Origin of the sequence: Quadrisphaera sp. RL12-1S (genome assembly GCF_014270065.1) — a bacterium.
Lineage (GTDB): Bacteria > Actinomycetota > Actinomycetes > Actinomycetales > Quadrisphaeraceae > Quadrisphaera.
The window spans coordinates 65,718-86,261 of sequence record NZ_JACNME010000014.1 but is presented as its reverse complement, the minus strand read 5'-3'; the positions used below and the strand labels follow the sequence as shown (position 1 = coordinate 86,261).

Below are 20,544 nucleotides of genomic sequence, written 5' to 3'. Positions count from 1 at the left end.
CGCTCAGAGCGCCCGGTCGATGAGGTGCGCGGGCGCCGGGGAGGTGGTGCGGCCCGTGGGGGCGTACGTCTCGAGGGTGCCGGTGAGGTTCAGCAGCGTCTCGCGGGTGGCCCGGGCGTTGATGGCCAGCACCTCGCGGTTGTGGGCGGAGACCCGGGCGATCTCGCCCGTCAGCTCCAGCAGCGCGTCGCGGTGGGAGGTGAGGATCGAGGCCCACGGCCCGTCGGAGGCGACCGCGAGGTCCTTGAGGGACGACGACGGCGGCATGCCGACGCTCGCGGCGTAGGCGTCGACCTCCATGCTGCGCAGCAGCTCGGTCTCGCGGAGCTGCTCCACGAGCAGCTGCACCTCGTGGGAGGCGTGCGCCACCCAGCGGGTGTTGCCGCTCAGCAGGATCAGGCGCTCCTCCTCCAGCTTGAACAGGAGCAGCTCCAGCTGCTCGCGCTCCCGCCACAGCACGTTGGAGACCTCGGCGACGCCCACGCGCCCTCCCATCGCTGCCGACTGCACCACGGCGGTGCGGTCCTTCACGCTGTCCATCGGCGTCCGAGGCGCCGGGCTGAGGAGAAGCTGAGACGGAACGGCTGCCGAGGGCGCCGTCCTGAGCGCAACCGGGGGAGGTCCACCCGCTCGGCTCAAGCCGACGCGCCGGTGCGCCGACACATCCTCCGTGACCGGATCGACGTCGTCGCCCTCCTCCCGGACCCCGCTCTCGCGCGGCGCCGTGGAGGAGCTCGTGACCTCCCACCTGCCGATCGTCGGCTACCAGGTGAACGAGATGCTCGTGCGCCTCCCGGGCCACGTGCTGCGCGACGACCTCGTCTCCGCGGGCATGGCGGCCCTCGCCGCTGCCGCAGCCGGCTACGACCCCTCCACGGGCGTGCCGTTCGCGAGGTACGCCACGCTGCGCATCCGCGGCGCGCTGCTCGACGAGCTGCGCGGCATGGACTGGGCGCCGCGCGGCGCCCGCTCCCGCGCCCGGGCGATGGAGGGCGTGGAGGAGCGGCTCACCACCGAGCTGGGCCGCCGACCGTCCCGTGACGAGCTCGCCGCTGCCATGGGCTGCGCGCCCGAGGACGTCGACGCCGTCCGAGGAGACGTCCAGCGCGCCGTGGTCTCCCTCGACGCCTTCGACGGCGCCCTGTCCGACGTGCTGCCGCAGCGGGGCATCGGCCCGGAGGAGCACGTGCTCCAGGGCGAGCAGGTCCGCTACCTCAGGGCCGCTGTGGAGGCGCTGCCCGAGCGCCTGCGCGTCGTCGTCGCCGGCCTCTACCTCGAGGACCGCTCCGTGGCCGACATGGCCGCTGAGCTCGGCGTCACCGAGTCCCGCATCAGCCAGCTCCGCACCGAGGCCCTCGGCCTCATGCGGGACGGCATGAACGCCTCCCTCGAGCCCACGATGGTCGCTCCGGTCGAGCGTCCGGGCGGTGTGGTCGACCGGCGCCGGCAGGCGTACTTCGCGGCCGTGGCCGCGCACGCGTCCGTCGCACCCAGCGCCTCAGCCGCTGTGGCGGCCGATGCCGTGGTGACTGCCGTGGTGACGACGACGGCCGCCGCGCCCGTGCCGGCCCCGCGCCGCACCGGCTGGTCCGCCACCGGCTGAGCGGCCCCCCCAGACCCCCGGCCGCCGCCCGGTGACTTCCCCACCCGGGCGGCGGCGGGGCCCCACGTGACGAAGACCCCCGCGCACCTGGCGCGGGGGTCTTCGTGCGGTGCTGCGGACGTGGCTCAGCTCTTCACGTCGACCGCGTGCTCCTCGGGAGAGCGTGCGGCCTGGGTGGAGGCGACGGTCGCCTCGAGGTAGGTGATGAGGCTGGCCAGCCGCTCCGGGGTGATCTTCACCGGCCGGCCCTCCGCGGGAGGGCGTCCGGTGATCTGGGCGGCGAGCAGGCTCGCCAGGTAGGTGCCCGTGGCAGAGCGGTCGCCGGAGTCGCCGTCGTCGCTGCTCCGGGTCTGAGAGCCGGCCGAGCTGCTCTCAGGCCTCTGGACGGCGGCTGGCGATGCGGTGGCGCCCGTCTCGTCTGCAGCGGTGCTGCGGCTCGACGCCGCAGTGCTCACGGCAGTGCGGACAGGTCCTCCGTCGCCGCTGGGAGCGACCGCGGTCACGCCTGTGATCATGGGATCCCTCCGTGGTCCCCGGCCTCCAGCCTCCTGCTGGTGGTCACGGACCAGTCATCGGCATCTGCTGAGCGATCGATCAGCGGTGTCACCCGAACGCACGATGACGCCCCGACGAGGTCCACGGGCGGAGGCGGCTCAACTCCGTCACCCATCTGGCCGATGAACCTCGTGAGGGGTTCGTGCCCCGAGCTGTCCTGCGGTCCTTCCGACGACCCTGCGAGGCCCATCGTGTTGAGCATCCTCCTGCCCACCGCCCGCCGGACGGCGCCCGGACAGGAGCAGACGGCCTGGGACGACCTGCGCGTCGCGCTGGCCTCCGTGAAGGCCTACGCCCCGGGCGTGGAGGTCATCGTCGGCTGGGCCGGCGCTGAAGAACCCCGTGACCTCCCGGCGAACCCGGCCATGAGGCTGCTGCGACAGCCCCCAGGGATCACGACCGGCAGCGAGGCGTGGAACTGGTGCGCCGAGCAGGCCGGAGGTGACGAGCTGCTCATCCTCGGAGACGACTGCGTGCTGCACCCCGACTCCGTCACGAGGCTGCTGGAGGACGTGGCGCTCCTGCGAGCCCAGGTGCCCGCCATCAGCCTGGGCTTCGTCGGGGCGCGCACGAACTTCGCCAAGGGTCCTCAGAACGTCCGGTACGCCAACGAGGGGCAGCTCGGGTCGGTCCAGTTCTCGAGCGAGGCGGAGATCCACGAGGTCCCGATGGTGGTCCCCGTGCTCGCCTGGGTGGAGAAGGCGGTCTTCGACGGGGTGGGTGGCTTCCCCGCGACCAACTGGTTCGCCGACGACCTCATCAGCTGGGACCTGACGCGCACGGGCCACCGCCACTTCATCAGCCGCTCCTACGTCCACCACGTCGGCCAGCGGGCGTCCGCCCAGGGGCGCACCGACGACGACATGCTCCAGGCGGGCCTGCAGTGGCTGCGCGCCCACCGGCCCGACTTCCTCGCGTCGCAGCTGCCGGCTGAGCTCCTCGTCTGAGGGCGCGTCCGAGAACTACCGTCGGCGGGCCAGGAACCACGTCAGCATCGCGACAGGGCCATCGCCACGCATCGTGTCGATGCGGGTCTCGTGGTCCCGCGCACCTGGGCGGTGCTGCTGGTCCAGGCGGAGGTGAGGGACTGCTGCACGAACAGGTGACAGCAGATCTGTGACGCTCTGCGGCGTCGCCGGAAGGATCACCACTGCGCCCGAGTCCCCACCCTCGAAGCCGCCGGGCTGCGCCGGCGCAACCGCCTGGTGGATCAGGAGGACGAGGTGCTGCGACGCGCTGCGGCCTACCTGTCCCAGGCGAACCCGCCGGGAAGGTCCTCTGCGCGCTCGTGAGAGAGCTCGTCGTCCCCGGGATCCCCGTGGCGGTGAGGTGCCGGGTCCTCGAGCTCACCCACCAGCCCGACTGCCGATGGCTGGCCACTGCCATCACCACCCGCGAGGTCGAGCGGGCCTACCTGACCGGTGCCGCCTTCGAGGCTCACCACGCCGACCCCGAGTGCGGCTACCGGTTGCTCGCCGATGAGGTCCGCGAGGTCGGCCACGACCGCTGTGAGCGCACGGTGCGGCGCACCTGCACTGGCAACCGCTGGTGGTCGGTGTGCAGTGGGCTTTCCGCGACCGGTGGCGACGAGCCCGGGCGGACCCGCCCACCAGTACCGAGCACGCCACCGCGTGGATCTCAGCGATCGTCGCGACGCTCGATGTGAGGAGCGGCAGTGCCGGCGAGGGCGTGCGCTCCGAGCGCGTCGTGGGCTGCTCCAGTCACTGGCGGATGAGGTCACGCCTGGCGGTGGACGCTCTGGCGAGTGCGGTGGCCCGCCGCGGGGGCGGCCGTGCGAGCGCCTGCGGGTGCACCCCGCCGGCTGAGCCCGAGGAGGAGCACCACCGTCAGACCGCCAGCATCGAGGAGGACGACCCGGGGCACACCGGAGCCTCCGGCGGAGGCGGGGCGGTTCACTGGGTCCGCTTCGCCAGCGTCGTCGGGCTGGCCGCTCCGACCAAGGGCCTGCCCCGCCGCTGACACGGTGCGGCCCCTACGAGCAGCACGCGAGGGGAAGGGCCAGGTAGGCCGGCTGCCACGGCACGCCCATCGGGGTCATCGACCCTGCCGACCACGCTCAACAGCCTCGACCGTCCCCGAGTCCACCACGCGGTGGATCGAGGGGCAGGTCTCCAGGCCCGGCGGCCGTGGTGCCCTGCTGGAGGAGATCAGCGGACGCTGTGGACCACCCGGGCGAGGTGCCTGAGCGCGTCGCCCACGAAGTAGTGGTGGTTTCCGACGTAGAAGCCGTTGTCGTGGACCTCGTCAGCGTGGACGAGACTTCCGCAGGCATCCGCGTTCAGGTGCCGCATGACGGGGTTGCGCGCGAAGTTCCCTGCCACGACCGGACGTGTCTGGATGCCCGCGGCACTGAGGGCTGAGACGACCTCATGACGACGCCCCGCGAGGTGGTCGACCAGGACGCAGGAGAACCCGAACCAGCTGCTCTCGCCGACCTCCTTCTGGATGCGCACGCCGGGAACGCCGGACATGAGCTCCCGGAAGGTGTCCGCGTTGGCCCGGCGAGCGGCGACCATGGCGGGCAGCTTCTCGAGCTGGTGGAGCCCGACAGCTCCGGACATCTCCAGCGGCCGCACGTTGTAGCCCGGCAGCACGAACTGGAAGAGGTCGTGGAACCCCTCCGAGCCGGCAGGGCGGAGGGCGCTGCCTCGGGGGAGGTTGCGCGTCCAGCCGTGAGAGCGCAGCGACAGGAGCATGTCGGCCAGGTGCTCGTCATCGGTGACGACGACCCCGCCTTCCATCGTGGAGATGTGGTGGGAGAAGAACGTGCTGAAGGTCCCCATGAGGCCGAAGGTGCCTGCGCTGCGGTCCGCGAACGTGGCGCCCATCGACTCGCAGTTGTCCTCCAGGACCACCAACCCCTTCTCATCCGCGAGCCGCTGCAGCTCGTCGAAGCGGTTGGGGTTGCCGAGGAGGTTGACGGCGAGGATCGCTCTCGTGCGGTCCGTGCAGCGAGCGCGAGCGGCTTCGAGGTCGATGTTCAGCGTGTGCGGATCGACGTCGACCAGCACGGGACGCAGGCCGTACTGCGTGAGCGGGTAGTAGGTCGTCGCCCAGGAGACCGCGGTGACGAGGACCTCGTCACCGGGGTTGAGGTCCGTCCGGTCGTCGAGGACGGCGGCAGCCACCATGAGGAGGTTGGCGCTGCTCCCGGAGTTCACCATGACGGCGTGTCGGGCGCCGAAGGCCTCAGCGAAGGCGCGCTCGAAGGCTTGCACGTGGGCACCCATCGTGAACTGCCCCGAGGCGATGACGTCCTGCAGCGCCTGCAGCTCGCGGTGGTCCCAGGTGCTCGTGGCGAGGGGGAGTCCCTGCTGCTCGACCTGCGGCGGGCGCGCCTTGCGCGGAGCGGGGACCCGGACGTCGGTGCTCACGCCGCCACCAGCGCATCGAGGTGGCTCTCGTAGGTCGCGCGCACACCGTCCTCCAGGGTCGTCGCAGGGGCCCACCCGAGCGCGCGGGCCTTGGAGCTGTCCATGAGCTTCTGGTGCATGCCCTTGGGCATGCTGGTGTCGTAGACGAACTCGCCCTGGTAGCCCACGACAGCTCGTGCCGCTTCGTAGTACTCGGTGACCGAGTGGTCGACCCCCGCGCCGATGTTGAGGACGGGCGGGAGCGACTCGAGATGGGGCAGGCTCTGGATGATCCAGCTCGCCACATCACCGGCGTAGGTGAACTCACGGCGGGCCGTGCCGTCACCCCAGATCGTCACCGTCGGAGAACCTGCGGTCTTGGCGGCGTGCACCTTGGCGATGGCTGCAGCCACCAGGTGTGCTCGGTCGGCTGAGAAGTCGTCCCCCGGGCCGTAGAGGTTGGAGGCCACGAAGGCGCGGTACGCGACGCCGTGCTGGGCGGAGGCGAACGCGCACAAACGGGTACCCGCGAGCTTGGCCAGGGCGTAACCCTCGTTGGTCGGCTCGAGCGGAGCCTGCAGCAGGTCGCTCTCGACGAGCGGCTGCCGGTGGTCGCGCGGGTACGTGCACGAGCTGCCCAGGTAGACCAGCCGCTCGACGCCGGCGTCGAGCGCTGCCCGGAAGAGCGAGGTGTCGATCGCCAGGTTGTCGAGGAGGAACCCGGTCTGGTCCGCAGCGTTGGCCTTGATCCCGCCGACGCGAGCTGCGCAGTGCACGATGACGTCGGGCTGGGTCCTGGACAGCAGGGCACGGGTCGCGACCGGGTCTGTGAGATCGGCGTGCGCACGGGTGGCGACCTGGAGGTCCAGCGCCGGACCAGCTGCGGCGGCAGCTGCCCGGACCGCGCTGCCGAGGAGACCGGCGCCTCCGGTGAGCAGCACTCGTCGTCGGGGTGGTGCCACGGCCGGCCGGCGGCCGCGGACGGGACTGACGAGTGGCGCAGCGCCCACCTCTCCTGGCCGAGCCTCCACTGGTGCCTCCCCGAGATCTGCCCGACAGCGTCTCCGCCGGTCCGCTCCGAGCATCGGCCGTTCGGGTGGACTCCTTGAGCCGTTCGTGTCCTCTCCCTCATGGGTCGGTGCTGTAGCCGGGCGCGCTGGGGTGGTCGCCGACGACCTCAAGTGGATGGCGCCCTGTGACGACCCTCTACGCATGACTATCGCTCAGATCGAGGGCGGTCTCGCCAGTCAGATGTTCGGGTACGCCGCGGCTCGCAGACTCGCTCTGCAGCACGGCGCGCAGGTGCTCATAGACCCTCGGAACTACCGCACGTACAAGAAGTGGTCTCCGGAGCTCCACCACCTCGACGTCGAGGCGGTGATGCTGACGCCGGAGCAGGCCGACGAGATCTGCGGCCCGTCGAACGAGTTCGTCACGACTGTGCGTCCTCGTCACCTCCACGTCGACCGAGCAGTCCTGCACCTGCCGGTCGCGGAGGTGCTCATGGTGGGCAACTACACGAGCGAGGACTACTTCTTCGACGTGGCCGACGTCATCCGCAGCGATTTCAAGCGCGTCAGCACGCCGGACGCTTACGCGGTCGAGGCGAACGAGGCCATCAGGGCGAAGAGGGCGGAAGGGTACTCACCCGTCGCGCTGCACGTGCGTCGTGGGGACTACGTCCAGGAGGCGCACACGCTCGCCGCCCACGGCGTGTGCTCGCCGGAGTACTACGCGAACGCCGTTCTGCTCGTGGAGAGACTCGTCGAGAACCCCTGGTACTTCGTCTTCTCCAACGATGCGGCGTGGTCCGCCGAGCACCTCGGCGGGGAGCGTCGGACGGTGATGTGGCCCACGCCCAGCACCCCCCCTGTCGAGGACATGTTCCTCATGGCGGAGTGCGACCACCACATCATCGCCAACAGCACCTACAGCTGGTGGGCCGCCTGGTTGGGCGAGAAGCCCGGGCAGGTGGTGGTCGGACCCAGGCCCTTCATGGCCGACAGGTCGATGAACACGGAGGACACGCTGCGGCGGAACTGGATCAGCCTCGGCATCCAGCCGAGGCCGGACCAGGACGTTCGGTCTCTCTGGCCGAGCTGAGCGCGACCGGAGTGCTGATCGCCCGGTCGGGACCTGGCGGCCGTCATCCTCAGGTCTCCGCCATCGCCCGACGCAGGGACCCCACGACGCGCAGAACAGTGCTGCGGCTCATGTGCAGGTGCAGGGGCAGGGTCAGCAGGGAGTCCGCCACCTCGTCAGTCACCGGGAGCACGGCATCGAGCCGCCCGGCGTAGTAGGGGTGACGGTGCACAGGGACGTAGTGGACAGCTGCCCCGATCTGGTCGGCGCGCATCTTGTCGAGCACCGCGTCTCGTCTGGGGGCGCCCCCGGTGATCCGGACCTGGTAGAGGTGCAGCGCATGTCGCCACTCGAGCGAGGGCTCACCTCGGGGCACCAGCTCGACGCCGGCGACGTCGGCGAGCCTCTCGTCGTAGATGTCCGCGAGGTGCTCACGGGCAGCGAGGAAGCCCTCGAGCTTGTCGAGCTGGCCGAGGGCTATGGAGGCCTGGAGGTCGGTGAAGTTGGCCTTGAACCCTGGGTAGGTCGCCATGGAGGGCCGGTAGACCTGAGACCTGTACCGGCCCCAGGCGTCTTCCTCGAGGCCGTGGAGGCGCAGGGAGCGGAGCCTGGAGGCCAGGTGCGGGTCGGCGAGAGCGATGGCTCCGCCTTCGGCGCTCGCCAGGTTCTTGTTCGGGTAGAAGCTGTAGCAGGTGGCCACCCGCTCGCGTGCGTGGCCACCGACCCGCCGGCCCCGCACCACTCCGCCCAGCGCATGAGCCGCGTCCTCCACGACGAAGAGGTCGTGCTCCTGCGCGAGCGCGTCGATGGCCAGCGTGTCCACCGCCCGGCCGCCGAAGTGCACCGGGACGACCGCTCTGGTCCGCGGGGTGATGGCCTCGAGCACTGCGTCGAGGGAGATGTTGAGCGTCTCCGGATCGATGTCCACCAGCACCGGCGTGGCTCCGGCGTGCTCGATCGCGTTCACCGTCGCCACGAAGGTCATGGCGGTGGTGATGACCTCGTCACCAGGCCCGACGCCCATGCCCACCAGCGACAGGTGCAGGGCGGCTGTGCACGAGCTCACGGCTACGACGTGCGGGGCTCCGGTGTACTCGGCGAGGCGCCTCTCGAAGTCGCTCACCAGCGGTCCCTGGCCGATCCACCCGCTGCGCAGCGTCGACAGCAGCAGCGTCGCCTCGTCCTCGTCGAAGTACGGCTGCCCGAAGATGACGGGCGGAGGTGAGTAGGTCACGACAGTGCCGTGCCTTCGCGGAGGGAGAGGGCCAGCTCGGCGCCCGGGCGCACGGAGCCGTCATCAGCGCGCCAGAGATCCACCCTCAGGAGGCCGGTGGAGCACCACACCAGCGGAGCTGCTCCAGGGGGTGTCTCGACGACGCCTGGCCGCTTGCTCGTGAGGTCGTGGTGGTGCTCCACAGGACGGAGCCGCTCGATGCCGATCCTGCGCTCCTCCGCGTAGGTGTGGGCGCCGTCGAGGGGATGGCTCAGGGCGCGGACGACGTTCCGGAGTCGGTCGGAGCTCTCGCTCCAGTCGAGGTGGTTCAGGTGCGCGTCTCTGCGCCGGTGGAGGGACGGGACCCCGCTCTGCGGTCGACCTTCGGGCACCGTGCCGTGCTCGAAGAAGTCCCTGAGGAACGCGGCGAGCATCCCCGAGGCCAGCCGGCTGACCTTCTGGTGCAGGTCGAACCCGGTGTCGTCCAGGTGTATGGGGATGGACGCCTGCCGGATGACCGCTCCGGTGTCGACCCCGGTGTCGACGTGGTGGAGCGTGACGCCGGTCTTGAGGTCCCCTTCGGCGATGGCCCAGATCAGAGGTGCGGTCCCGCGGTGGCGCGGGAGCAGCGACGGGTGCAGGTTGACGACACGACCTCGTGCGACGCTGAGGAACTCCCTGCCGAATATCTGGTTGTAGTAGACGCTGAGCACGAGGTCGGGCTCATGTTCGGCCAGGGCCTCGACCACGCGGGGGCTGTTCACGTCCTCGGGAGCCGTTGCGCGGACCCCCCGGAACACGGCGGCGGTCTCCAGCGAATCGTGCCAGCTGTGCGTGCGTCCGCCCGCGGGCGCGATCACGAGGACGTCCTCAGCCGGTACGCGCTCGAGGACCATGTTGAGCGCGGCGACGGCCGGTGAGTGGCTGCCGGCCACCACCACCCGCCGGGCGCGCGACCCGGTCGAGCTCATGGGGTCACCGTCGCACACCGCGAGCTACGAGGAGCTGCGTTGCTCGAAGCGGGCTCGTGTCGTGGCAGTCCTGCGCGTGACACGCCCGTGCGAGAGCCTCCCGGGAGAGCTGCGCGTCATGGCTGACCATGGGCCGGGGCGTCGTGCGACGACGCGTGTCCGCCCCAGTGCGGGCGGACGAGTCGGAGGAGCGACGCATGCGCACGAGTGGTCGTGGCCTGGTCCTCGTCCTCGCAGAGGGCGCGGAGGGGATCCACGCACCCCTGGGGAGGGCCATCAGCAGCTCCACCGCTGTGCTCGGTCGCCGCTTCATCGGGTTCGACCCCGTCGCTGCCACTGACTCGTGCATCAGTCGCGCTCCGTCTGATGTGGTGAGCTGGCTGGTCAGCGCTTGCGATCCTGAGGAGGTCGTCGTCGCCGACGACCTGCCCCGCGAGATCCTCCAGCAGCTGGTCGACGCGCACCGCGTGACGTTGTGCGCGCCGGAGAGGATCGTGGCTCGGATCGAGGGAGAGCTGGTCGCCACCGCCGGGCCCGAGCGGCGAGACCCGGCGGCTGGACCGAGCCTCGGTGCTCCGGAGGTGCCCGGCGCGTCGACCCGGGCCACCACCTCCAGGGCCAGGGGCCCCCTCGTCAGCTTCCTCATCGCCTTCCACGACTCGCGGGCCTTCGCGGCTGCTGCGCTGGACTCATGCATCGCCCAGACCTTCGAGGACTGGGAGGTCATCGCTGTCGACGACGGCTCCTCGGACGGCACCGCCGGTATCCTCGACGACTACGCCGCTCGTGACCCGCGGATCCGCGTGGTGCACCAGCGCAACGTCGGAGGCTCGGGCCGCATGGACCTCGTCTGGAACGCCGCGGCCCGGCGAGCACGCGGGGACTACCTCGCCTTCCTCGGCGGTGACGACGTCAACGAGCCCTCCAGGCTCATCGAGCAGCTCGAGGCCTTCGTGAGGGACCCGCGGCTCGACGTGGTCCACACCGCCGCGCTCACCATCGACAGCAGTGGTGCCGTCGTGGGCCAGGAGTTCCACCTTCCGGTGGGGTACGACGAAGCCTCCCTCCTCCGCGACCTCACGCCCGTCTGCCTCATAGGGCACCCGTCCGTGACGGTGCGCCGCACGACGTTCGAGGCGCTGGGCGGCATGGAGGACGGGCTGACCTGCGACTACCAGTTCTGGCTCAAGGCTGCGGGCAGGGCCCGGTTCCGCTTCCTCCCGCAGCGCCTGGTGCGCTACCGGCGCCACGACACCTCTCTGTCGACGACCTCGGCGGGTCGCGACCGGACGTGGCGCGACGGCCACCGCGCGCGCAGGAACGAGCTGAGCCGACGCGATCTCCTCGACTTCTTCCCCGAGATCGCCGAACGGGGGAGCCCGGTGCTGCGCTCCGACGCCTTCATCCACCTCGGCAACGCGGTCGTCGGCGAGGACCTCGTTCTAGCGCGGCACTTCTACGAGCGCGCCGTCGGGGAGCACGTGTCTGAGGCCGGCGTGGTGAACCTGGCGATCACCCTTGCAGCCCTCGGTGAGACGAGCGGGGCGCGAGCTCTGGTCGGTCGCCACGAGCCCGCCGGGACCGCGCTCTCAGCAGCGATCGGCAACGGCAGCTGGGCCCAGCTCGAGCTGAGGCGCCCCTCGGCCGCACTGGACGAGGCGGTCACCGCCTGGCGGTCGATGTCGTCCGGGATCGCGTCGTGGGACGGGGTGCCGGCCGCTACGAACAGCCTCTACCTCGACCTGGCTGAACCCGAGGGGCCGGCGGCACGGACCGTGGTCGCCGCCTGGCGGCGCCACACCCGGGCGGAGAGCCCCGTGCGCTGGGTCCTACCGACCCTCGGGCGCTCCGAGCAGGAGACCTTCGAGCGGTTCACCGCTGCAGCGCGCGGCATCGACCTCGATGACGCCGGGGACGTCGTCATCGAGAAGATCGATGACCTCTCGCTGATGCCGGTGAGGAGCGGCAGCGCGCGCGGAGTGCTCCTGAACGAGGCTGAAGCACGGGCAGTGGCCGGATGGATCCAGGAGTCAGGTCGGGTGGAGCGACGGGGGGGCGGTGTCAGCGCCCTCCAGCACCTCTGAGTGCGCCGACGGCGGCGGCGAGGCGCGCTTGCTCGAAGACGACCCCCAGTGCTTCGTCGAGCACATCTGCTCCAGACCGCCCGGACCCGGCCCCACCTCGCACCGGTGAGGCACGCAGGACCGTGCGCGGAATTCCGACCAGCGCTTCGGCCGTGCTGAGCGACTTCTGGAGACGTGCGTCGTCCATGGCGTCATGTCGGGCCTGCAGGTCGTCGAGCCCGAAGTGCCGGACCAGCTCTTGCGCGTCGTGGAGGGTCGAGATGGCCACCTGAGCCCGACCGTGCTTGGCGCTGCGCGCACAGAAGCCCTCGATCGTCATCTCGTCGTCGAAGACCATGGCCGCATGGCGGTTGAAGACCACGCGCAGGCCGTGGTCTCGGAGACGCCAAGCGAGCTCCATGTCCTCCATCCACGGCATCCTCAGCCCGTGCTGGCGCAGCAGCTCGGTCTTGTACGACGAGCATCCTCCCCAGGCGTAGTGCCACGGCAGCGACTGACCGTCCGTGAGGTCTCTGTAGCCGGTGTAGGTCTGCAGGGTCTGGGTGACGGCGTACGTCACGTTGCTGGTCGTCAGTCCGCGGCCGGCGCCGAGGAACCCGAGGACGACGTCGTGCACGGCCGGGTTGGCCCGGTGAGAGCGAAGGTGCTCAGCGAGCAGCCGCGGCCGTGGTTCGAGATCGTCGTCGAAGCACAGCACCACCGCCCCGCGAGCGAGTTCCACACCGGTGGCTCGTGCTGGGCCCACGCCCCCGTTCAGCTCCCGGCGCACGCACCGGATGGAGAGGCGATCGGTGAAGCGTTCGGCCACGGGAGCTGCTGGGACGCTCGAAGCGTCGTCCACGACGACCACCTCGAAGCGCTCGCTCGGCAAGGTCTGCCGGCAGAACCCCTCGAGCGCCCGAGCCAAGGCGTCCGGGCGGTCGAACGTGCTGATGACCACGCTGATCTCAGGCCCACCCACCTCGCTGGGCGCAGGAGGGGGGGTGAGGTCTCCCAGGACGTCGAGGACGGCGGGCCACCACTGCACCAGGGGTCCGCAGGCGAGGCGTGCCCTCGCACCCGTGAGCTCCTGCTGCGCCAGCTGCGTCGCTGCCGACGGCAGGACCAGGACGTCCGCACGGCCCAGGGCGCGCGATGCGCTCCGGAGCAGCAGCTGGTCCACGAGGTCACCGTCGGTGCCCTCAGCACCTGCGCCGCCACCAGGCGACGACCACGGCACGGTGTCGTCGTGGTCGACGGTGACGACGGCGACAGCACCGCACTGCTGGGCGGTCTCGACGAGGTGTGCGTTGAGGTGGTCAGGGGTGCCGAGTCCCGCGAAGACCACCACGTCGACGGCGTGCTGCCGGACCAGCTGCCCCAGGGCCTCGGCCACTGCGTCATCCCCCACTGCCCGGGAGGTCTGCGGGCCGCGGAAGAGCGGGATGACACCTGTCTGGGGCGAGTGCCTCGTCACGCGCCCGTGCAGCACAGCGCCAGACCTCTGCGACAGCTCGAGGCGCAGGACCTCGTCCACGGTCCTCTCGTCCGAGTCGACGAGGAACACCACCGGCCGCGGTCTCTTCGCGTGGGCCGTGGCCGCCGCTTCGAGAGCAGTGCGCACGTCCGTCGTGAGCCGGTCCGGACCGAGCGCCTCACGCGAGCGGTGGAGGCCGGCGGCGCTCTGCGCCGACCAGGCGTCGTCGTCGTCCAGGAGCCGCAGGACGCGCTCCGCGAAGGCCGCCGCACCGTCGGCGACGGCGACGTCCACGCCGTCGGTCAGGCCCAGACCCTCAGCGCCGATGCTGGTCGCCACGACCGGCAGGCCGGCAGCGAGCGCTTCGCCGACCTTGCCCTTGACCCCCGCACCCGAGAGCAGCGGGGCCACGGACGCGCGAGCGGCGTCGAGGAAGGGGCGGGTGGTGGGGACCCAGCCGGTGACGATCACGGACTCCTGGGCGAAGGCCCTGAAGGCGCCCAGCGGGTCGTTGCCGACGATGGCCAGCTCGACGTCCGGTCGGTGTGCCCGCACCCGCGGCCACACCTCCTCGACGAGCCAGCGGGCCCCGTCCACGTTCGGCGGGTGGTTGGCGTTGCCCACGAAGAGGACACCGCTGCGGCCCTGCGCGGGGGGCGGAGCGTCGACCGCGCTGTGGGCGTTGCCGACCACGGAGACGGAGACGCCGGGGAGCAGGCTGCGGAGGAGCTCGCGCTCCACGTCGCTGACGACGAGCACGTGGTCAGCGGCCGCGTAGACCGCGAGCTCCCTCTCGCGTCGCTGCACGAGCTCCTCCGGAGGGAAGGTCGCGCCCCGTGCCTCTCTCACGAAGTGCAGGTCGCAGGAGTCGACGACGACCGCAGCGCTCGGGAAGTGCTGGCGGATGCGCGGCAGCAGGTGCTCTGCCGTCTGCCAGGGGCCGACGACCACGCAGTCGTACCCGTCCTCGGGGTGCAGGGGGCGGTGCAGCGTCGAGCCGTTGAGCGGTGGCCCGGGGGCCGCAGGGTCCTCTCCGTGGAGCCTGATGCCCCAGCGCGAGAGGTGACGGGAGTAGCGCGCGCGCTCGGGGGCCGCCCCGGTGGCCTCGTGCACCACGGCGTGCCCGAGGGCTCGGAGGGCCTTCTCGATCTCGAGGGTCCGCAGGCTGCCGCTGGCGCGGTCGTACATCGGCGGGAAGGGATCCAGCACCAGCACGCGGAGCCCCTCGGTCGTGGCCTCCGCGGACTCTCCCGGTCCCCACCCCGCCTGCGGTCGGTGGGCCCACGCGTCGATGGCCTCCGGGGTGAAGGCGGGGCGGTGGCGGAGCTCGTCGGCCCACTTCTCGGCGAAGAGGCGCTGGTTGCGCGGCATGTGGGCCTTGAAGCCCGCGGTCGTGTCCGTCCCGGCGGTGGCGCCCTCGACGTGGATGACCACGGCCGCCGGCTCGTACAGCACCGTCCACCCCGCGGCGCGGAGCGCGAAGGACAGGTCGGTGTCCTCGTAGTAGGCGGGCGCGTAGCGGTGGTCGAAGCCGCCGATCTCGCGGAACGCGGTCGAACGGACGAGCAGGCACGCCCCGGAGGCGTAGTCGGGGGCTCGCCTGACGTCCAGCTCCGGTGCGCTCGGGTGGAGGTGGCCCTTGCCGTAGACCACGGCCACGCCGTCGCGGAACACCAGACCACCGGCGTCGTTGACGCGGCCGTCGGGGTACAGGAGCTTCGGCTGGACGGCACCGCGGCGGGCGTCCTCGTCCATCGCGGCGACGAGCACGTCGAGCCAGTCGCCGGTGACGGCCGTGTCGTTGTTGAGGAACAGCACGAACTCGCCGCGGGCGACCTCCGCCCCCTGGTTGCACGCGTCGCCGAACCCGCGGTTCTCCTCGTTGCGGACGGTGCGGACGTCCCCCGAGAGCGAGTCGAGGAGCTCGCGCGTGCCGTCCGTCGAGGCGTTGTCGACGACGACGACCTCGAAGGTCGTGGTGTTGCGCGCTTGGGCCTCTTCGATGCTCTGGAGGCAGAGCAGGGTGAACGCCACCTGGTTGTGGACAGGGATGACGATCGTCACGCGAGGCGCCAGGGTGTCGGCCGTCGTCGTCATCGGGGGTCGTCCTCCGAGGTCTCGAGGCGCAGCGGTGGTGGCGCGCTCGGGAGCAGTCCGCCGAGGTCGTCGAGGAACGTCCTCGAGGACGTGGTCTGCGCGCTGGTGCAGGGAACCTTGCGGAGCACCACGCGCAGGTGCATGGCCGAGTCCTCCCCGCAGGGCTCGCCGTTCATGTCGACAGGGTGCGCCTCCACGAACTCGAACCGGCTCCTCGCCACGCCGTGAGCCCAGAACCGCTTCATGTGGACCTCCGCGGCCGCGACGCTGTCGCCCAGGGGCACCTCGATCCGGGCGAGCTGTCCGTCGGCGAGCAGGTCCAGTGCGGCGTGCAGGTGGTCGAGCAGCAGGCCCTCGGGACCGGGCGCGACGAGGACCTCCCGGGCGCTCCCGGTCGTGACGGCGCCGTGGGCGGCGGTGTCGAGGTGCAGTCCCGAGCGCAGCTGCGACCAGCTGGAGACCTGGACGTCGGGCATGTGCGAGGACGACGTCGAGACGTTCAGCCAACCAGCTCGGTAGCCGGTACCCATGCCGATGGTGACCCGCTCGGAGGCAGGAGGGGCCTCGAGCGCGCGCTGGGGCCTCCCCGAGAGGACCGAGAGGGCCCGCTCGAGGCTCGGGACCATCGACACCCCGGTGAAGCTCGAGACCTGCTCCTGCGCCGCGGCGAGCCAGGACCCCGTCAGGAACGTCCCGGTGAAGTACGCCTCGAGATCGGCGAGGTCGAACCACGAGACGTGGTCCTCGAAGGCCTTCTCGCCGTCAGAGGCGAGCTCGCGCCTCTCGCTGACCACCGGGGTCCCGAGGGACAGGCACAGGGACGCACGCACCTGCTCGAAGCGGTTGAGGTCGTAGGCCGCCACGTTGAGCACGGCCTTGGCGCTGCGGACCAGCTCGTCGCGCTCGGGGCCGAAGACCGGTCCGTCGGGGACGAACACCTCCACCCCGGTGGCGCGCACGCGGTCGAGCACGGCGTTCCGACGCGGCCCGGGGAGCCCCAGGAAGAGCAGGTCGATGGGCCGCTCCTGCAGAGGGAGCGGAGGGGACGTCGCCAGGCGGGGGGAGTGCCCGAAGGCGAGCAGCGGGACCTCGTCGAGGGTCTTGCCGTAGGCGGCCGGGTTGTCCGGGTGGTAGTCCACCACCGCGTTCTCCACGAGCAGCCGCTGGTAGTCGGTCCCGGTGGCCCCGCCGCCAGCACCGAGCTGCTCGAGGTTGACGATGACGCACTCGTAGCTGCGCGCGAGGTCGGGGTCGAAGCCGCGGAAGCCACCGAACACCCAGTTGGGCACCCCGCGCTGCAGCCGGTTGCGGCCCATCGTCACGTCGACGCCGACGGCGGTCAGCGCCTCCCCGACCTGGTGCAGGGGGTCCAGCAGCCCGAGCGTGAACGGGTTGCCGGGCACGTGCGCCAGGCACAGGTTGACCTTCGCTGGACGTCGTTCGGTCACGAGGAGTGGATCGGCCGATCGGGTGACGACCTTGAGCCCTCAGCCGACGTGGTCCAGCGACGGCCGGTGCGGTCGCAGCGAGGCGACCTCCGGCAGCAGCCGCCGGAGGGTGTCGAGCACCTCGGCCGCGTCATCGCCGGACAGCCGGTCGACGGCCTCCTCCAGCAGCGGCCCGTCGACCGCCTGGCCGAAGCCGTGCACCAGGACCGCCCAGGCGAGCGCCCTGGTCCGAGGGTGCGCGACCTCGCCCTCCGCGAGCCAGCGCAGGGCGCAGATCCCCTCGCCCAGCCCGGCCTCGCGGGACAGGACGGACCACTCGAGCGCTGCCTCGACGCTCGTGCGCGCAGCCGCCGCGCTGCCCACGGCGAGCACGCGCTCGTCGAGGGGCCGGGCCGCGTGGAGCGCCCGGTACCAGGCCAGCGCGAGGGCGGGGGCGACCACGGTCGTCTCCAGGAGGGAGCGCCGGACCAGGGCGTCGGGGGCGAGCAGCGCCAGGTCCTCCAGGCGCCTGCCCGCTCGCTGCGCCGTCAGCAGCAGCTGCTCGACGGGAACGCGGTCGGGCTCGTCCTGCATCATGGTCGTCAGCAGGTCCGCGGCCGCAGCGCTGCGTCCCGTCGCGTCGTAGGCGCGCGCGAGGGCGCTCGTGGCCGACACGGCGTCGAACTCCTTCCCCCACAGGTCGAAGCCGGTCTCCACCGGTGGCTGCGAGACGAGGTGCTCGAGCGCTGCGACGCCCCCGGTGATGTCACCGCGGACCCCCTGGACCTGGGCGCGCCACAGCGACACCAGGCCGGGGGACTCACCCGCCGCAGCGGCGCGGTCCACCCAGTGAGCGGCGCGGGCGGCACGGTCGGGGCTGAGCAGGAGCGGGACCACGCTGCGGGCGACCTGGACGACCAGCGGTCGTTCCATCTCCCGGTCCGCCAGCTGGTCGGTGGTGCTCAGGACCTCCTCGGCGCGGCCGGCGAGCGCCAGCGAGCGCGCGTAGTCGACGGCGACCTGGGGCCAGGCAGGGCTCTCGGTGGGGACCGCCTCGAAGGCGCGTCGGCTGATGCGCAGGTTGCGCTCGGCCTTCTCGCCCACCTTCTCGTGGCCGATGGTGTAGCCGGAGTGGAGGAGGCGCAGCGGGGGGATCGACTGGCACATGCGCAGGGCGCCACCGCCCTTGGCGACCGGCTGCTCGTGCAGCGCGTTGGCCCACGTCGTCTTCTCGCGGCGGAAGAGGCGCGAGAGCCGGCTCTCGTGGCCGTGGGCGGCGCCCTCGGTGGTGGTCGACTCCAGGCGCACGAGGCACAGGTCCTCCTCCACCGAGGCCAACCACGCGAGGAGCTCGTCGCGATCGGTCTCGAGGACCTCGTCGGCGTCGACCGACAGGACCCACTCGCTCGTGGCGTGTTCCAGCGCGCGGTTGCGGGCGGCGCCGAAGTCGTCGTCCCAGAAGCCCTCGACCACCGTGGCGCCCGACGCGCGCGCGATCGTGACGGTGCTGTCCGAGCTCCCGGTGTCGTACACGACCACCTCGTCGACCACGTCGACCAGGGCGTCCAGGCACCGGGGGAGACGGCGCTCCTCGTCCTTGACGATGAGGACCGCGGCCAGGGTGGGCAGCGGCTGCGTCGTGCGGGCCACCACGGAGGTGACGCCCTCCAGGGGCTGCCAGCCCACGCGGGGCGCGTCCACCGAGGTCAGGGGGGCGGGGTAGCAGAACACGAACCCCACGGCGAGCGGCAGCACACCGATCCGGTCCTGCTGCTGGCCCATCCTGCGCTGCGCGACTGACCACCACCCGCCCGCGACCCGGCAGGTGAAGGGGAGCACCACGACGTCGGCGGCTCCTGCCACCTCCCGCTCGATGAGTCCCATGCCGCCGTCGGCGATGACGCAGACCTCCACGCGCCGCGCGAGCGAGGGTCCCAGCTTCTGGGGGGCCAGCACGGTGGCGATGACGCGCACGGAGTCCGGCACCGTCGCGACGACGGCCCGCAGGCGTCGCTCGAGCCGGGGGACGGTCAGCGCACCGCAGTGCACGATGACGACCCCGGGCGGGGTCTCGCGGGGGCTCAGGGTGCGGATGGTGGTCACGCAGAGGGGATCGGCCGCTCGGCCGCCCTCCTTGAGCCGAACGGGTGTCTTCCAGCAGTCGGGTCGTTTTCCTTCAGGCCCGCTCCGCCGGCGCCGATGGACCTGGTGATCGCCCACGGACGGGCATCACCGCTACACCCACCTGTCACGGAGGAGTCAGCCATGGCCATCTCGGTCAACAACAACATCCAGGCGTTCAACACGTACCGGAACCTCACGTCCACCCAGAGCGACCTGTCGAAGAGCCTCGAGAAGCTGTCCAGTGGCTACCGCATCAACCGCGCTGCGGACGACGCGGCCGGGCTGGCCATCTCCGAGGGCCTCAACTCCCAGATCCAGGGCCTCACCCAGGCCACGCGCAACAGCCAGGACGGCATCAACGTCGTCCAGACCGCTGAAGGCTCGCTCTCCGAGAGCACCTCGATCCTCCAGCGCATGCGCACCCTGGCGGTGCAGGCGAGCAACGGCTCGATGAACGCGGACGCCAAGTCCAACATCCAGTCCGAGGTCGTGCAGCTGAAGTCCGAGCTCGACCGCATCGCCCAGACCACGAACTTCAACGGTCGGAACCTGCTCGACGGCTCGTTCAGCACCACCTTCCAGGTGGGCGCGAACCAGGGCCAGACCATCTCGGTCAACATCGGCACGTCCATGGGTTCCGCGGGCCTGGGCATCTCGGGCGTCGACATGACGGCCACGGGCCTCTACGCCGCCAGCACCGGCGCCTCCCTGGGCACCGGCGTCGGCGGTGTCGCTGCCACCGCCGCCACCTCGTCCGCCGCCGGTTACCTGACCTTCAACGCGGCGACCCCGCCGAAGGCCGACGGCACCGCCGGCTCCACCCAGGACTACTTCTCGGGGACGAGCTTCAGCACCGCGTCGTTCCAGCACCTCACGGGCACGATCAGCTTCGGCGGCAAGACCTTCGACCTGAGCTCGGTGGACTACAGCGCGAACAACGCTGACGGTCTGGCCGCTGACGGCACGAAGGGCACCGCTGACGGCACCGTCTCCGCCTCCGAGGCGCTGAACGCCCTCAACAAGGCTGCGCGTGCCGCCTTCGGCCTCACCGACTCGAGCGCCACGCCGTTCACGTCGGCGGACTCCAGCCACCTGAAGTTCCTGGTGACGCAGGCCATCACCGGCTTCACCACGACGAGCGGCAACGCGCTCACCGACACCGGCGCCACCACGTCCTCGCAGACGCAGATCGACAACGCGACGCCGACCTTCACCACCGGTTCGGGTGCGTCGGGTGCGATCACCCTGATCGACAACGCCATCAAGCAGGTCTCCACCACCCGGGCGAACCTCGGTGCCGTGCAGAACCGCCTCGAGCACACCATCGCCAACCTGGGCACCGCGACCCAGAACCTCACGGCGTCGATGAGCTCGATCAAGGACGTCGACATGGCGTCCGAGATGGTCAAGTTCACCAGCAAGCAGATCCTGGCCCAGGCCGGTACCGCGATGCTGTCGCAGGCCAAGAACCTGCCGCAGTCGGTGCTGTCCCTGCTCCAGGGCTGATGGCGACCGGGGCCGGCCAGGTGCCGGCCCCGGTGGTCGCTGACAGCGCGCC

At 71.4% G+C, this 20,544-nt stretch carries 15 protein-coding genes; 6 read left to right on the top strand and 9 right to left on the bottom strand.

The features are described from left to right. Nucleotides 1-3 precede the first annotated feature (3 nt). A complete protein-coding gene (flgN, locus tag H7K62_RS19035) occupies nucleotides 4-531 on the bottom strand; it encodes a flagellar export chaperone FlgN (RefSeq protein ID WP_370591851.1) in 528 nt (175 codons plus the stop codon). 139 nt (nucleotides 532-670) lie between these two features. On the opposite strand from flgN, the gene H7K62_RS19030 reads away from it, so the two are divergent. Beyond that, on the top strand, nucleotides 671-1,603 hold the full coding sequence (locus tag H7K62_RS19030) for a sigma-70 family RNA polymerase sigma factor (protein ID WP_370591850.1): 933 nt from the start codon (nucleotides 671-673) through the stop codon (nucleotides 1,601-1,603). A 125-nt stretch (nucleotides 1,604-1,728) separates the two neighbouring features. On the opposite strand, the gene H7K62_RS19025 is transcribed toward H7K62_RS19030, so the two are convergent. Continuing rightward, a complete protein-coding gene (locus tag H7K62_RS19025) occupies nucleotides 1,729-2,058 on the bottom strand; it encodes a hypothetical protein (protein WP_186721586.1) in 330 nt (109 codons plus the stop codon). A gap of 291 nt (nucleotides 2,059-2,349) precedes the next feature. On the opposite strand from H7K62_RS19025, the gene H7K62_RS19020 reads away from it, so the two are divergent. Continuing rightward, the gene (locus tag H7K62_RS19020; protein ID WP_186721584.1) at nucleotides 2,350-3,105 is read left to right on the top strand and encodes a glycosyltransferase family 2 protein; all 756 of its coding nucleotides are present in this window, start codon (nucleotides 2,350-2,352) and stop codon (nucleotides 3,103-3,105) included. Nucleotides 3,106-3,889: 784 nt separating this feature from the next. Then, complete coding sequence (locus H7K62_RS19015; protein ID WP_186721582.1) at nucleotides 3,890-4,138, top strand: hypothetical protein; 249 nt, start codon at nucleotides 3,890-3,892, stop codon at nucleotides 4,136-4,138. A 188-nt stretch (nucleotides 4,139-4,326) separates the two neighbouring features. Here the strand turns inward: H7K62_RS19015 and H7K62_RS19010 are convergent, their stop codons facing one another. Both H7K62_RS19010 and H7K62_RS19005 read right to left on the bottom strand, forming a co-directional pair. Beyond that, on the bottom strand, nucleotides 4,327-5,553 hold the full coding sequence (locus H7K62_RS19010; RefSeq protein ID WP_186721580.1) for a DegT/DnrJ/EryC1/StrS family aminotransferase: 1,227 nt from the start codon (nucleotides 5,551-5,553) through the stop codon (nucleotides 4,327-4,329). Continuing rightward, nucleotides 5,550-6,473 (bottom strand): NAD-dependent epimerase/dehydratase family protein, encoded by a 924-nt coding sequence (locus H7K62_RS19005; protein WP_186721578.1) that lies wholly within the window; start codon nucleotides 6,471-6,473, stop codon nucleotides 5,550-5,552. Before H7K62_RS19005 ends, H7K62_RS19010 begins: the two co-directional genes overlap by 4 nt. 220 nt (nucleotides 6,474-6,693) lie before the next feature. Here H7K62_RS19005 and H7K62_RS24295 point away from each other — a divergent pair, with 220 nt between their 5' ends. Continuing rightward, a complete protein-coding gene (locus tag H7K62_RS24295; protein WP_186721576.1) occupies nucleotides 6,694-7,635 on the top strand; it encodes an alpha-1,2-fucosyltransferase in 942 nt (313 codons plus the stop codon). A gap of 49 nt (nucleotides 7,636-7,684) precedes the next feature. Here H7K62_RS24295 and H7K62_RS18995 read toward each other — a convergent pair whose 3' ends face one another. Together H7K62_RS18995 and H7K62_RS18990 are read right to left on the bottom strand one after the other, a co-directional pair. Then, nucleotides 7,685-8,848, bottom strand: a complete 1,164-nt coding sequence (locus tag H7K62_RS18995; protein ID WP_186721575.1) for a DegT/DnrJ/EryC1/StrS family aminotransferase — start codon at nucleotides 8,846-8,848, stop codon at nucleotides 7,685-7,687. Beyond that, the gene (locus H7K62_RS18990) at nucleotides 8,845-9,798 is read right to left on the bottom strand and encodes a methionyl-tRNA formyltransferase (RefSeq protein WP_186721573.1); all 954 of its coding nucleotides are present in this window, start codon (nucleotides 9,796-9,798) and stop codon (nucleotides 8,845-8,847) included. Before H7K62_RS18990 ends, H7K62_RS18995 begins: the two co-directional genes overlap by 4 nt. Before the next feature lie 371 nt (nucleotides 9,799-10,169). On the opposite strand from H7K62_RS18990, the gene H7K62_RS18985 reads away from it, so the two are divergent. Beyond that, nucleotides 10,170-11,882, top strand: coding sequence for a glycosyltransferase family 2 protein (locus H7K62_RS18985; RefSeq protein ID WP_186721571.1), 1,713 nt, complete (start codon nucleotides 10,170-10,172; stop codon nucleotides 11,880-11,882). Here the strand turns inward: H7K62_RS18985 and H7K62_RS18980 are convergent. From H7K62_RS18980 to H7K62_RS18970, 3 genes are read right to left on the bottom strand one after another with little or no spacing between them, the layout of a single operon-like run. Continuing rightward, entirely contained in the window at nucleotides 11,860-15,435 is a 3,576-nt protein-coding gene (locus H7K62_RS18980) for a glycosyltransferase (protein ID WP_186721569.1), read from the bottom strand. The two genes, H7K62_RS18985 and H7K62_RS18980, sit on opposite strands and share 23 nt — an antisense overlap. Then, complete coding sequence (locus tag H7K62_RS18975; RefSeq protein WP_186721567.1) at nucleotides 15,432-16,883, bottom strand: hypothetical protein; 1,452 nt, start codon at nucleotides 16,881-16,883, stop codon at nucleotides 15,432-15,434. Before H7K62_RS18975 ends, H7K62_RS18980 begins: the two co-directional genes overlap by 4 nt. Nucleotides 16,884-16,922: 39 nt before the next feature. Then, nucleotides 16,923-18,965, bottom strand: coding sequence for a glycosyltransferase (locus tag H7K62_RS18970; protein WP_186721565.1), 2,043 nt, complete (start codon nucleotides 18,963-18,965; stop codon nucleotides 16,923-16,925). 162 nt (nucleotides 18,966-19,127) lie between these two features. Here H7K62_RS18970 and H7K62_RS23335 point away from each other — a divergent pair, with 162 nt between their 5' ends. Next, entirely contained in the window at nucleotides 19,128-20,492 is a 1,365-nt protein-coding gene (locus tag H7K62_RS23335; RefSeq protein WP_186721563.1) for a flagellin N-terminal helical domain-containing protein, read from the top strand. The last annotated feature ends 52 nt before the right edge of the window (nucleotides 20,493-20,544 follow it).